11 protein-coding genes are annotated in these 13139 nt (G+C 44.8%); 5 read left to right on the forward strand and 6 right to left on the reverse strand.

The annotated features are described in order from the left end of the window. Positions 1-563: 563 nt before the first annotated feature. From GC130_RS01825 to GC130_RS01840, 4 genes are all read right to left on the reverse strand, one after another. Positions 564-2726, reverse strand: coding sequence for a molybdopterin cofactor-binding domain-containing protein (locus GC130_RS01825; protein ID WP_151996546.1), 2163 nt, complete (start codon positions 2724-2726; stop codon positions 564-566). A gap of 4 nt (positions 2727-2730) precedes the next feature. After that, complete coding sequence (locus GC130_RS01830; RefSeq protein WP_151996547.1) at positions 2731-3207, reverse strand: (2Fe-2S)-binding protein; 477 nt, start codon at positions 3205-3207, stop codon at positions 2731-2733. Positions 3208-3231: 24 nt separating this feature from the next. Next, complete coding sequence (locus GC130_RS01835; RefSeq protein WP_151996548.1) at positions 3232-3849, reverse strand: hypothetical protein; 618 nt, start codon at positions 3847-3849, stop codon at positions 3232-3234. 142 nt (positions 3850-3991) lie between these two features. Beyond that, positions 3992-4831: a helix-turn-helix domain-containing protein gene (locus GC130_RS01840; protein WP_151996549.1), complete on the reverse strand. Its 840-nt coding sequence runs from the start codon at positions 4829-4831 to the stop codon at positions 3992-3994. A 418-nt stretch (positions 4832-5249) separates the two neighbouring features. Here GC130_RS01840 and GC130_RS01845 point away from each other — a divergent pair, with 418 nt between their 5' ends. Continuing rightward, the gene (locus GC130_RS01845; RefSeq protein WP_151996550.1) at positions 5250-6398 is read left to right on the forward strand and encodes a hypothetical protein; all 1149 of its coding nucleotides are present in this window, start codon (positions 5250-5252) and stop codon (positions 6396-6398) included. Between the two features lie 64 nt (positions 6399-6462). Here GC130_RS01845 and GC130_RS01850 read toward each other — a convergent pair whose 3' ends face one another. Both GC130_RS01850 and GC130_RS01855 read right to left on the reverse strand, forming a co-directional pair. Beyond that, positions 6463-7002: a hypothetical protein gene (locus GC130_RS01850; protein WP_226940362.1), complete on the reverse strand. Its 540-nt coding sequence runs from the start codon at positions 7000-7002 to the stop codon at positions 6463-6465. 84 nt (positions 7003-7086) lie between these two features. Beyond that, positions 7087-7290 (reverse strand): hypothetical protein, encoded by a 204-nt coding sequence (locus tag GC130_RS01855; protein WP_151996552.1) that lies wholly within the window; start codon positions 7288-7290, stop codon positions 7087-7089. 61 nt (positions 7291-7351) lie between these two features. Here GC130_RS01855 and GC130_RS01860 point away from each other — a divergent pair, with 61 nt between their 5' ends. The 4 genes from GC130_RS01860 to GC130_RS01875 all read left to right on the forward strand — a co-directional run bounded on the left by GC130_RS01860 (position 7352) and on the right by GC130_RS01875 (position 12458). Next, the gene (locus GC130_RS01860) at positions 7352-7468 is read left to right on the forward strand and encodes a DUF1731 domain-containing protein (protein ID WP_151996553.1); all 117 of its coding nucleotides are present in this window, start codon (positions 7352-7354) and stop codon (positions 7466-7468) included. A 193-nt stretch (positions 7469-7661) separates the two neighbouring features. After that, positions 7662-8414 carry a hypothetical protein gene (locus GC130_RS01865; protein WP_151996554.1) on the forward strand — a complete coding sequence of 251 codons (753 nt, stop codon included), beginning with the start codon at positions 7662-7664 and terminating at the stop codon, positions 8412-8414. Then, complete coding sequence (locus GC130_RS01870) at positions 8411-11068, forward strand: peptidoglycan-binding protein (RefSeq protein WP_151996555.1); 2658 nt, start codon at positions 8411-8413, stop codon at positions 11066-11068. Before GC130_RS01865 ends, GC130_RS01870 begins: the two co-directional genes overlap by 4 nt. 964 nt (positions 11069-12032) lie before the next feature. After that, positions 12033-12458: an HU family DNA-binding protein gene (locus tag GC130_RS01875; protein WP_151996556.1), complete on the forward strand. Its 426-nt coding sequence runs from the start codon at positions 12033-12035 to the stop codon at positions 12456-12458. Positions 12459-13139 lie beyond the last annotated feature (681 nt).

A 13139-nucleotide genomic window follows, 5' to 3' on the forward strand; every position in this document is an offset into this window, starting at 1 on the left:
CAGAAAGGCAGCAGTCTGGTGTGATGCTATGAAGTGAAAGTAGGGAAGTAGTAGTACCCTTGCAGAGCCGAATGTAATTAAAGGGGTTACTCTCGCCGCCATGAAAGTGTAACCCCTTTAATTTTCGAAGCGACAAAGGTTTTTTTTCACGGTGCCAGCCTTCATTTTGCGACTCGGTGTGTGGGAAGCGTCGACTGGATTTGCTCAATCGGAGCTTGGGTGGACAGCCAAGGCTCCTCCATTTGTCTTTGGCAGGCCAAAAACCAGCGCTTATATGTCGGCACTTACGGGGGGAGTTGAATTCTATTGGCGGAGCTTACCGCTATGTCGTCCCTATAGGACTGGGTTCAGGGGTCGATATCGCAGGAAGGCCATAGGGCGGCGCAGGTAAGGCATATTACTTTCCTTAGAGTCTCCTGTAGGCGAGTGTTAGTATTAAAAGCTCGGCAGTGTTACTTCTTCCGCCAGTAATAACTATTTCAGACTGGGTATTGAGACAGTTGAGAGAGAATAGACATAGAAGGGCTGATTGATTATTGTGCCCGATTAACCCAAGCCAACTATCAAACCACACTCATCGGCAACTCTCTCACACGCTTGCCGGTGATTCTGTATGCTGCATTGGCAATGGCTGCTGCTATGGGTCCAAGAGGTGGTTCGCCTACTGCACCAGGCACCCCCGTGCCGTTGATGATTTCCACGTCGATTTCCCGGGGAGCGTCCCTCATGAGGGCCATGCGGTAAGGGCCATAAATGATAGGCTTTAGCTCACTTTTTTCCACATACATACGCTCAAACAGCGATGCACTTATGCCCATGATGATACTGCCCTCGCATTGCGCTTTGACCTGATCCGGATTAACAGCAAAACCCGGGTCCATCACACAAGTTACTTTATGCACCCGGATAGTGCCATCCGTTAACGACACCTCGGCCACATGGGCGCAGGGGGTGCCGGCGTCGGTAGAACAGGCAAATCCCATGGCCCGATTGTTCACAGCGGTATTTTGATAGCCTGACTTTGTGCTAGCAGTTTTAATGACTTGTTTGAGCCGGTTGCCAGCCACGTCGTCGCTAATGTGATCGAGCCTGAAGACTATCGGGTCTTTGCCCGCCAGCTCTGCCAGCTCATCCATAAAGCTTTCAATGGCAAAGGTGTTGGCCAGCAGGCCCAGACTCCTCCACCAGCTGGTGGAGAAGGGGAGTTGTACACGCCACGACACAGCACGGAAACTTGGTATGTTGCGGTAGTGGAAAGAGCCACCCCGGATGGCTCCACCATCTGCGCCCAGAATGGTACCAACCACCGGAGGCAACAGGGCTGAACCAAACATGACGTCACCACTCGAGAATTGATGCTCTATAGCCACAATCTTGCCGTTTTCGTCAAGTTTTCCTTTCATCACATGGTGAGTAGGCGGACGGAAAGTATCGTTTTGAAACTCTTCCTGGCGGCTAAAAAAGCACTTGACCGGCTTGCCGACTGCCTTGGAAAGCACAGCTGCCTGAATTGCATTAGGTGTATGCAAGCGGCGACCAAAGCCGCCTCCCAAATAAGTAGGGATAATATTCACTTGTGCGTCTTCCAGCCCAAGTCGTTTCGCCACTTCGGAGCGGGTTATCCCAACTACCTGCGTGGAAATCATTACAGTAGCCTTGTCAGCTTCTACATAGGCCACCGCACCATTAGGCTCTATTTGAGCGTGGGCGCCAATGGGGGACTTGTATTCGGAGCGCAACACGCTACTGGTATTTTCATCGGCAAGTTCGCCTTCGGCATCTCCCTCTTTTTGAATCACCATGGCCTTGCCTTTGCCAACGAGCAGCATGTCCTCAATGTCTTTGGTGTTCCATTCTCTGTCCGTTTCCCATTCTGCTAAAATGGCCTTCTTGGCGTTTTCAGCCTCCGTCATTGAGGTGGCCACCACGCCCACAAAGTCGTCTTCCTGCACCACCTTTACCACACCGGGCCTGCCCGCTGCTTTGGACACGTCAGCACCTTTGAATTTGGCACCAATCTTTGATGGCCGCACCACAGAGCCATATAGCATATCGGGCATCTGCGCATCCATGCCAAACATCGGTGTGCCCATCACTTTGTCTACAAGATCAACCCGGCTGACGGGCTTTCCAATGTACTTGTAGTCTTTCAAGTCTTTTAGTGGCGGTGCGTCCGGGACTTCCCATTCGGTCACACCTTCCACCACTTCTCCGTAGCTTAAACTGCCCATGGGGCCAATGATGGTTCCTGCTGAGGCCCGTACCTGATCGACAGCCACGCTCAGCTTTTTTGCCCCTTCGGCCTTTAGCATTTCCCGCAGTGTGGCGGAGAGTTCACGCAAGGGTTGCCACAGTCCTGCAACCGAGGTGCTTCCTCCCGTACTCAAACCGTCGATATTTCCCGTTGCCGAGGTAGCATGCACAATCTGCATCTGGCTGATGTCCAGCTCCAGCTCGTCGCAGGCGATCTGCACCATGCTGGTGAAGGTTCCCTGGCCCATTTCCACTTTTGGACTATGCAGAATGACCTGGTTAGCTTTCGTCACCTCGAACCACATGAAAGGCTGACTGGTGTCTCCGCTGTACGCCAGCATAGATGGATCGTCCAACAAATCGTAGAGCTGGCGACGAAGTGGATTTCTGGCCAGATAGGTGGCACCTACAAGTACGCCAGCCCCTCCAATCAGTGACCTTACAATGAATTTTCTCCTCGATACTTTTGCCATAGTCTTATGATTGGATAGTGGAACCAGCTTGAATTTGCGCCGCTTTTTTGATCGCTTTCCGCATACGGTAATAGGTGCCGCAGCGGCAAACGTTCACAATGTTCTGGTCGATATCGTCATCGCTGGGGTTCGGGTGCTTGTTGAGCAAAGCAGCAGTGGCCATCATAAATCCGGGCTGACAGTAGCCACACTGAGGCACTATTTCTTCGATCCAGGCTTGTTGCACAGGATGAGGGCTTTCGGACGTGCCCAGGCCTTCGATGGTGGTGATTTGTTTACCCTCTGCCATTTTTGCGGGATAGGAACATGACCGCACCGCATCGCCGTCGACCAGGATTGTGCAAGCCCCACAGGCTGCTTTGCCGCAGCCAAATTTTGTTCCTTTCAAATCCAGTACGTCCCGGATGACCCACAACAGGGGCATGTCCCCATCTACATCGACGGTGCCGGGCCTATTATTGATATTGAGTGATAGCTTCATGATTGTTAGTTAGTTGAGTGTGCCCTATTCGCTTTCTGGTATTACAGCACCCAGCGATATCCATTTCTTTACCGCAGCAATGTAGTCGGCTTTGGGCACGGGGGGTTTCTCCCGGGGATTGCCCGCTGCATCCACGCCGGGCTCCCATGCCCACAGCACCAATTCGTGTTCTGTAAGGTGATGCATGATGTCGTCAGGCGTACGGTTGCCATTGTTAGCCCGATTCATCATTGATTGTGCAATCTCAATGCGGGAAAGGCCTTCCCATCGCATTTTATGGGGAGCCAGGCCCCATTCCGGAGCACCGGGTACGCCAGAATAGGCATTGTTTTCCTTTTGATGACAGGTATTGCAATTGGTAGCATTGCCAGCGTTTGCCCGGGTAATACCAAAATTATGGGCATGGCTGTCAAGTCCCTGCTTGGGTACATTGTCCGATGGATGGCAATTCATACACCGCTGATGAGTAACCACATCCATCATCGTATTGAAAGCAATCAGGCTCTCCTCTGTAGATGCTATTTTCTGGCTCTCCTGTTCAGTAGAGGCGACCCAGGGCTCATTGGTGCTGTGGTGACGATTGACCCATCCCACCGAAACGACGAAAGTGATCAGTATGGGGATGATGAAGGCTTTTTTCATGTGTAATGGTTTGGTAGCAATGGCTCGTGGTAGCTGGTTAAAACAATGAGTTACTTTTCATTTGTCAATTTCCGTTTTATCTACCGCCTTTGTTTGCTTAAAAATATCTTTTTACTTGCCTGTTTATGTCAACACCCAGAAACTAGCGTGATGCCCTGGCATTCAGTTCGGAAGGGTTCAATCCAAAATAAGCTTTGAACGATCGGCTGAAGTGGGAAAGATCTTCAAATCCCACCTCCATGAACACATCGCTGGCCGAAAGCTTGTTTTGAATCATCAGCTGGCGGGCCAGCTCCAGCCTTTGCTCCCTGATCCATTGCCTGGGTGTTTGGTTGATCGCCATGCGGAAATCCCGGTTAAAAGTGGACAGACTTCTGCCTGAGAGCTCTGCAAACTGCCTGAGTGTGAGATTTCTGGGATAATTATAGTTCATGAACTCGACAAGGTCGGCCCGCTGGCTGGTTGAAAAATCGTTGAACACGTGAATCAAATCCGGTCTTTGGTGAGACAGTGCATAAAGGGCCTCCATGGTTTTGATCCTGATGAGCTGGCGATTAACAGGCGCCTGGCCGGTGATATACACTTCTATGGATTTCATAAGTCCGGTGAGTACCGGCGATTGCTTTAGCTGAATCAGCGGTAGGGCATAGGGTAAATAGTCTTTAGGCACCTCAAACTCTCGGATGGCCTCCCTGATAAAGCTGTCGTAAAGTAAAAAAATATGTTCCCGAAAGCAGGCTTCACTTTCTTGCCATGATTTCACAAACACGCCCTTGGTATGTTTGCGAATGAGCGCAAACTCTCCGGCACGGATTGTATAGGTGTGATTTTCGATTTTCAAGTCCAGCCTGCCTTGCTCAACAAACACCAGCACATTGGCAGGGTAGTAAATAGGGTGGGAGTCGCCCTGCATGTTGGTTTCGGCGGTGGCAGCAATCATGAAGCCATCACACTCGATCATTTTCAATTTTCGATAGTCCATATCATAGGGCCTTATGGCATAAAGTTACCGTGATTACCTCAGCCTTGCATGCCTCTTCGTATCATTTAACTTGCTTGTGCGTGTCAATGTTCAAAGGAAAGAGCGGTGTTGGTTCGACTTTACCACCGGTGCGGGCAGGGAAGTAATAACACCGTTTCAGAGCCGAATGTAATTAAAGGGGTTACTCTAGCCACTCTGCAAGTGTAACCCCTTTAATGACCGGAGCGATAAAGGTCTTTTTCATGGTGCCAGCTTCCAGAACGGGTGACTTCTTTTTGATCCCGACACCGGCGGACACTAGCGCCAGGGGGGCAGTTGGGTGTGTGTAAGGCTTGTTAAATACTGAAAAGTTAGTATTGTATTGACTATTAGTGAGTTGTACCTTAGTAAACCATCTCTCTTATTAGATACATTCAAAATGAGCGACCTCGAAACACTTAAGTCAAAAGCACTTGATAACCCGGTTAGCTTTTCCCTAGTTGATGCACGCCAGCTGCGTGACCATATCCTTAAGGATAAGAAAAAAATGCTTCATATCAGGGAAATGATCCTGCGGGTGTATGATATCAATGATCGAATTTTGTTAGAGCTGTCGGACGCAACGAAGGGCTTCCTGGGCAAACAAAACAAAAAAAGCACCGATAAAAGGATCAAGGAATACTATCGAAGAATAAAAGGTGGACTCAGGAAAGATCCCAAAGGGAAAGTGATCCTTGCTGAAGGAGACTCCTGGTTTCAATTCCCTCTATTGATTGACGACATAATCGATTCTCTGAACAATTATGACACCAATGCTATATATAGCATAGCCTATGGAGGCGATTGGATTACAAATATTATTTATCAGGAGGATTATGTAAGCGAGTTACCCGTGCATGATCCGGATATTTTTCTTGTAAGTGGTGGAGGAAATGACCTTGTTGGCGGGAATAGACTAGCAACAATGGTAGACAGGCGGCCGCAACCCTTCAAGTACACATCAATAGATCAACTTATGGCGTTGACTGATCTCAGTGACACCGAACGACGCTACATTATAGAAGCCCAACCATTTATTCGAAAAGAGTTCTATGCCTTCATCAACACGCTAATGGTGATGTATCTGTCCATTTTTCAGAGCATCATAAATTCCGGCAAATACAATGAAATGCTGATCCTGACCCATGGTTATGATGCGCCATTTCCGAGATGGAAGTCAACAAATTTGTTCAATTTGGGCCATTTTATTGAGCAGAGACTGGTGAATAGTGGACGGTGGCTGAAAAGGCCACTGTCAATTAAAGGTATACCAGAAGACAAGCATCGGGCTATATTGGTTTCTATGATTTTTGAAGTCAACCAAATGTTCAAAAGCGTTGCCAAAGAGTTTCAAAATGTCTACCACATTGATTGCCGGGGAGTTGCACCAAACCAAAAAGATTGGGTAGATGAATTGCATCTTACCAGCAAAAACTTCAAAAAAATAGGTGCAGTGTACCAGAAGTTTGTTGATGGTTCTATTCGGAACCATCAGAATTGGCCACAGATTTCTCAGACAAAGGTAGCTCGGGTCACCGAAATAATTTGATAAAACAATTCTGTGAGGTCTTGATTCATGACCTCGGCCCGGAGCCAGCTGGGGAATGATAATACTAACCACACCTGTTTTTCACACTCACAGTAATCGTGTAATCCTCCAGCCATTCCGTATTGTACTTGACTAGCTCCTTATAATCCCTGGCATAAATATTCACATCCACGATAGTGAATATAAGTTGGCCATACACTTCAAATTCATTGTGAGCCAATGAATAGTCCATGTCTGGCAAATTGCAAACAGGGTGGGAGGAAGAAATCAAGGGGTGCTTTTCCTCGCATTTATAAAAGCTAAAGTAGGGGATGTCGACGCTGCATGCTGTAGTGACAAGAGACAAATGGACTGTAGACTCCGAATCACAGTAGCCACAGGTGTCTAAAGAACAATTGTCAGAGATCTTGTCGAATTTGAGGTAAACATCGGAGATCTGGGTTAGTTGCACACTGTCACCAAAGCTGATTGTCAGTAGTGTGTCTTGCTTCACGGTAAGCGAGGAAAAAAGATGGTCGCATTCGGAGCCGACAGACTCTTCTTTGTCGCAGGCCAACAAGCCAACTATTAGAATGATAAAAGCTATATATTTTGCTACCGTCATTTTTTCCATTACGACAGGTATTTAACGAAAAAGTAGTGCAAAATAGACATTTTAGCGCTTAAAACTTATCGAACAGTTTCTGTTTCAGTAGACTGGCCTCGCAATCACTTTGTTTTGGTATAGCGCCCTAAAAAGATGACTTAATTCACCCACACTTTCCACGCTCGTGGCACCTACGCCCTGCATGTCCGAACAAATGGCGATTACCTCTTTACCAATGAAGTAAGAGTAGGGAAGTAGCAGCACCCTTCCGGAGCCAAATGCTATAATTAAAGGTCTTACTCTCACCACTCTGCAAGTGTAACCCCTTTAATGACCAGAGCGACAAGGGCTATATGGGCAGCCAAACATGCCGAACGGGTCACTTCTTTTTGATCCCGCCACCAGCGGACGCTGGCGCCAGTTTGGATTCGAGTTTCAATACCCTCTGCTTGAGGAAGCACTTGAAAATATTTTGAAGGAATGAACCCTGTCAGCTTGCTGCGGAATAGTTCATTGAAAGGGTATTAAATGGACGTGTAATTACGTGTATGTGTGGTGATGTTAAATTCTATTAAAAGATACATAGTATACTAAATATATGTCATATACTTATAAATAGGTATTTCATAGTAGAATATATATAGTGATATTTCGGTATAATTTTTATGCATCGCACTATGGCCACAATTTTTTTATCCAGGGGATTCGAGTATAAGAAGTACTCGTTCCGCTCTATTAAATCCCTTATTTTTTTCTTTTGTCTGTTAGGTATCGAAGGCTGCGTTGAGCCATTTGAAAACAAGTATGACCCGGACAAGAAGACTTCTTCCTTTCAAATCTTTCTCACCCCGGTAGGAGCATTCGATTTTTACCTAAACAAAAGAAACGGAATCGAAAAAAAATACCTCATCATCACTAATCACAGCTCTGCTGATATCTCCAATCTAAATTTTGTATTGAGCTACCAAAGTACTGAGGGTAAATTAATGATTAGAAATGTGTATCGAGAATACAAGATCTCCTCACAGCAGCTTTCAGACTCAATTTTTCTTGATAAAATTCCCTTCAATCTGTTTCAAAAAGAACGGATATCTGTAGAAGTTCTCGCCGTGAGCGACTCTAGTGCTGGCAATCTTTATACTGGAGAATACTTGTTAAAGACTGATTCTGGAAGCTATTACGGAATCATGAACGGGCTTATCAATTACCAGAACAAAGCTTTTTTTTCTCTCGAAGGCTTTGAAAATGACTTTGACTCATTGAATGGGTTTATAGTTTCCAGTGGCATAGCCAATGTAATTCTTCATAGAAAAAGTGGCAATGATTATCGTCTATCGGGTGAGACGTCGCTACCAGGTGTCGAAAAGGACACAATTTTACTACTGCACAATATGGACTCACTATTTATTAAGCTAAACATAGAGCAATGAAAAAGATATTATTTGCCATTTCACTCTTGGTTGCTGCCTCTCATAGTGGGTTAACACAAACGCCCGTTGAACTTCCTACCTTCAATTTTTTTGATAGTGCGAGTTATAAGATCACTGGGTTTAAGTTTGATCAGGAGTTGAAATATAAATTTAGCGTAACCGTAAGAGATGCCGAAGAAGTTTTTGTTTTGGAAACAATTACTCCAGAGACTTTCGCTAGCAGTTTTATTGCTACTTATAACAAGCTAGAAAATGGTAACGCCCTTTCAAAGCTAGATAAGGAAGCAGAAGCCAGGAAGTTGTTTTTCATGTTTATAGCAGCATCAAAAGCAATTAACATTGGTGATAACCCAAAAGCCGGTGATTTGGTGCTAAATAGTGAGGTATATATCACAAGACAATTCACTAGTCAGGATCAGAAGAATTACAGACGTGATGCTCGACTTCTATTAAAAAAAAGCACAAATATAGGCGTCAAGCATTTGTTTATTTTTTGGCCAAGATATCAGATTAACACAGAAGACCCTGATAATCTGCCAAGCTGGAAGGGAAGTGTGAGCCGGAGCAAGGCAGTAGAATTAATTGTGAATTTCAAAAAGGAATTGCTGACACGTTCTGTAGAGTCTTCGATTCAAAAGGAAGCATTATTAGTTGATAGCTTAAACTCTAAAAAGCAAACACTTGATGATGCCATCAAAAATATAAAATCTACTATTACCTTATTAAGTGTTGAGAAAAGTGAGCTTTTAGCTCAAGAGAGTAAACTCAGAAATAAGGTGCTTCAGGATAGGAGGCGTATGGAAATAATGCTGAAGAGTGACATATACTCGAATAGCAATGTAGGTCAATTAATTGATGAACAAAGACAGGTAAAGAGTAGCCTTATTGAGCTTGAGGGGATGTTGTTAGTGACATTACCAGAGGCGAAAGAACCGTTAATTAACCTTGATACAACGGCACTATATTTATCCAGGGTCAAACAACTTCAAAATGTTCTACGAGTTCTCAAATTGTACGACGAAACGGCGCCAATTGATGGAATTTATGACAATGAAATAAAAACCCTAGTAGCACAAGTGCAAAGTCTAAGTAGCAAACTAGTAGCAGATGGCATTTATGGGCCAGATACGAAAAATCTTCTTCAAACGATGCTTGACGATCGGTTTAAAGAAATCAGCAATGAGATTCTGATTCTTAAAAATAAAGAGAAAGCCTTAGACGATGTTTTTAATTCCATGCGTGGAGTTGATGCCCTTTACGATTCAATTGAGGTGGCAGACTCTATTTTAAAAGTGTTGTCAGATGATTTAAAACATAACAATTCACAACTTAGTGAGCAGCGGCAACAATTAGCTCCATTCGAAAAGGAAAAAAAAGAGATTGAACAAAAACTTGAGCGACACATAGCCAACCTCAAACAACAGGAACAATTAAAGTTTACGCATAAATTTTTGATTGATTCCATCCAGCTAGAGTTTAAAGATGGATTCATAGAAAATATTCGTGTCACCGGCCAAGTTGAGTCAATACATAATTTAATTGGTAGACGACTTAAATTTGATAATTCCTATCCTTTTGGGTTTTCCAGGAAATCGGATTTTCAAAACATCATGCATAATGAAAACTGGAACCTGCAGGCATATTCGAACCTGTTTCAGAACGCCAAAGGAGAAAGTGATCGTTTTCAACTAAGAACGAATCAGTTTATAAACAATTATATCCAAGAGCATCAAGTGGGTCGAAGAGACTATAGCCCTCGAAATTCAGTACACATAGTTACGTTCGATAAACAAAAGATATCTACTTTAACGCTCCATAAAACAGAGAGGTCAAGACTATTTGAAGCTCGTGTGTATTCGGACTTTGTTGGGTTTCAGAAAGGAAGCGAAAATGGCATTCTTCAAACTGAAATATCTAAGCAGCTCAATATTATGACTGGTAGGTTCCCACGGAGAATATTTAATTGGACCATAGTAAATTTCGGTTTATTCTCTCAGGTAACGCCTAACCTTACAATCTCTAAAATAGAAGCCGATAATAAGACTTTGCAGCTTCGATACAGAGATGACTTCATAAATGGTGGCTACGAGCCTGTTAAATATGTTTCTACTTTAGACTTAAGAAGTCATGAAAACCTTTCTGTCGGGTTTGATTTCAATTCGTTTCTATGGGATATACCTGACGTTAAATCCACTTTTTCGTTCGATCACGGTTTCCGTTATGGTCGAGTCGATATTCTGGACTCCACAAGGGTGGCGGATCAAGGCACTCCAAAGATGTCTGGTAAAGTTGACGAATTTGGAGTTGATACATTCAGAGCGATGTGGATTCGTGCAAATTGGCACTTACAAACAGTTGAAGATTTTCAATTTGATTTTAACTGGTCCTTAAATAGTATGTACTTGCGAGATGACCGATTTCAGCAGGTTGGGAAATATGAGGATTTCGAAAATAGTGATCGTAGAACAGCGCCATTAAGCGAAAGCACCTATTACAGAATTGAGTTAAATGCTCAGTGGAATCCTGCAGGTGAAATCAACGGGAAAATATTTTTCAGGTATCGATATTTTTGGGAAAATGGCTTCTGGAGAACAGGGTTTAACCAAGCCCAGGTAGGCTATTCCTTTTTTCTTACCAAGATGATAGAATCGTGACCAAAAAGAGTTCAATCTCGTAGATAACTTTCCAAATTTCTCCACGATTGCGCCCAGCAACTGTGCCCACAACAACGTCATCCCGCTTCGCTACGATGACGGTGCTTTTGGGATGCTTTGCTGTTTAGCGCCATAAGCTTCCCCCGCCCGCAGCACCCTCCCGAAGCCAAATGGTTTGATTAAAGGGGTTACTCTCGCCACTCTGCAAGTGTAACCCCTTTAATGACCGGAGCGATAAAGGTCTTTTTCATGGTGCCAGCTGGCCAGCGCTGCCCAGACTACAAAAGTTTGGGAGCCCAGCCAGCGCAGGTTTTTCGTGGCACAGCTGACAGGCAATTAGTAATCAGGTGCTATTCCCACATCCAGCAACTGCCCCCACAACAACGTCATCCCGATTGCGAGGAACGAGCGAGCCGGCGTGGAACCCGACGCCGGAACGGGATCCCCCGGGTAATGGCAGAAGGCCGGATAACCGCACTGCCAGGTCTTGGGGATTCCGTTCCACGTCGGCACCGCTTCGCTACGAAATGACGGCGGTTTTAGGGTGCTTTGCTGTTTAGCGCCATAAGCTTCCCCCGCCCGCAGCACCCTCACGGAGCCAAATGCTATAATTAAAGGGGTTACTCTCACCACCCTGCAAGTGTAACCCCTTTAATCTTCGAAGCGACAAGGCTCTTTGTTCACAGTGCCAGCCAACATGCCTGGCAACCTCCCAAAAAACCACCACAACCACCCCTTAAGTCCCAAAACCCCACATTTTTTCTGAAAACACCGGAAATAGAACTTTTCAAAGACAAATTGATACTTCTTCAATGAGAACTTTCAAATGGCTTTTGTATTTATCCAATATTAAGCACTTAAATAGTATGTTGTTACGTAAAAATAATTAAACAAATAGTTTGTTTTTTTAATGTAAAATTCTGAATTACAGTAAGTAATAATTTTTTAACTAAACAAAATACTTATGAGCATTGCAATTAACATTGTGGGAAGGAAGAATCCCATTGACCAGAGTGCACCGGCAAAGTTCTATGCCGTAGTGAACGCCACAGGAGAAGTTAACCAGCGGGGTATTTCGCAGGAAATCGCTGAAAGATCTACTGTAACACCTACCGACAGCATGGCTGTGGTAGAAGCTTTGCTTACCATGATTCCCAAAATGCTTGCCGATGGCAAGATTGTCAGGCTGGGGGACTTGGGTACCTTTTACACCAGTGTAAAATCACAAGGAGCCGCCACCCCCGAAGAGTTCAAAAAGAGTAATATCCTGGCAACCACCGTAAGGTTCAAGCCGGGTAAAATCTTTATGAGAACGCTTCAAGCAGCTGACTTTAAGCGGATCAACAACGGCACCATGCCAGCCGAACCCAACAACGGTAGCACTCCCTGATTTGGGGCCTGAAAAAGTTGGTGAAGAGTTGAAAAATGATGGCCAACTTTCCGGAAAAGTTGGCCGGAAAACCAAAACTCAACGCCAACTTTTAAAGACCCGACGTAAAAAGCCCCGGAAGTGAGCAGTTTCACTGCCGGTTAAGATGATGAAAAAGGCCTTCGGGCCTTTTTTTTGTGACTTAATTTGGAGGACAATAGTAAGATTTGACACTGCTCTCCGAAGCTCCAGGGTTTGACTCAAACCCCAACAAACTTCAAGGTAACCTGGCAAGCAGACCAGAGATCGAGCGTTATTACCCGGCTCCACATGAGCAGACTAATATGTCTGGCAGCGCATTTCTTTTTGATATAGACACCAGGGGGGAGGCTGTGCAGCGACATTGGATCAATAGAATATAAGTTCAACCAACACTAGTTCGATTTGGCAGTCATTTGGTGATAGCAGGTGCCCAACATGGCGCAGCAAAGTAGATTTAACTTCCTCATTATTGCCCACGAGGACAATTTTTGCAAGCTTTGACCGCCAGACGAATGTGTTCACAGCGAATTTACTAATGTGTTTCTTTCTAAAAGTATGAAGGCTTTAATAGTATATGTTGCAAGTTTTTGTTGCACCTCATAAAACTCAACAATGTCATATTGTTGTCCCTTAATGAATTAAAGAATAAATTGTAATAAA

This window comes from Imperialibacter sp. EC-SDR9, from assembly GCF_902498805.1.
Taxonomy (GTDB): domain Bacteria; phylum Bacteroidota; class Bacteroidia; order Cytophagales; family Cyclobacteriaceae; genus Imperialibacter.

What these genes read in the sequence shown, in the direction of transcription:
- GC130_RS01835 (WP_151996548.1), bottom strand. Translation starts at nt 3,849, where the DNA reads ATGAAAAAAGCCTTCATCATCCCCATACTGATCACTTTCGTCGTTTCG.
- GC130_RS01860 (WP_151996553.1), top strand. Translation starts at nt 7,352, where the DNA reads ATGCCGAACGGGTCACTTCTTTTTGATCCCGCCACCAGCGGACGCTGG.
- GC130_RS01875 (WP_151996556.1), top strand. Translation starts at nt 12,033, where the DNA reads ATGAGCATTGCAATTAACATTGTGGGAAGGAAGAATCCCATTGACCAG.
- GC130_RS01845 (WP_151996550.1), top strand. Translation starts at nt 5,250, where the DNA reads ATGAGCGACCTCGAAACACTTAAGTCAAAAGCACTTGATAACCCGGTT.
- GC130_RS01825 (WP_151996546.1), bottom strand. Translation starts at nt 2,726, where the DNA reads ATGGCAAAAGTATCGAGGAGAAAATTCATTGTAAGGTCACTGATTGGA.
- GC130_RS01840 (WP_151996549.1), bottom strand. Translation starts at nt 4,831, where the DNA reads ATGGACTATCGAAAATTGAAAATGATCGAGTGTGATGGCTTCATGATT.
- GC130_RS01870 (WP_151996555.1), top strand. Translation starts at nt 8,411, where the DNA reads ATGAAAAAGATATTATTTGCCATTTCACTCTTGGTTGCTGCCTCTCAT.
- GC130_RS01865 (WP_151996554.1), top strand. Translation starts at nt 7,662, where the DNA reads ATGGCCACAATTTTTTTATCCAGGGGATTCGAGTATAAGAAGTACTCG.
- GC130_RS01830 (WP_151996547.1), bottom strand. Translation starts at nt 3,207, where the DNA reads ATGAAGCTATCACTCAATATCAATAATAGGCCCGGCACCGTCGATGTA.
- GC130_RS01850 (WP_226940362.1), bottom strand. Translation starts at nt 7,002, where the DNA reads ATGACGGTAGCAAAATATATAGCTTTTATCATTCTAATAGTTGGCTTG.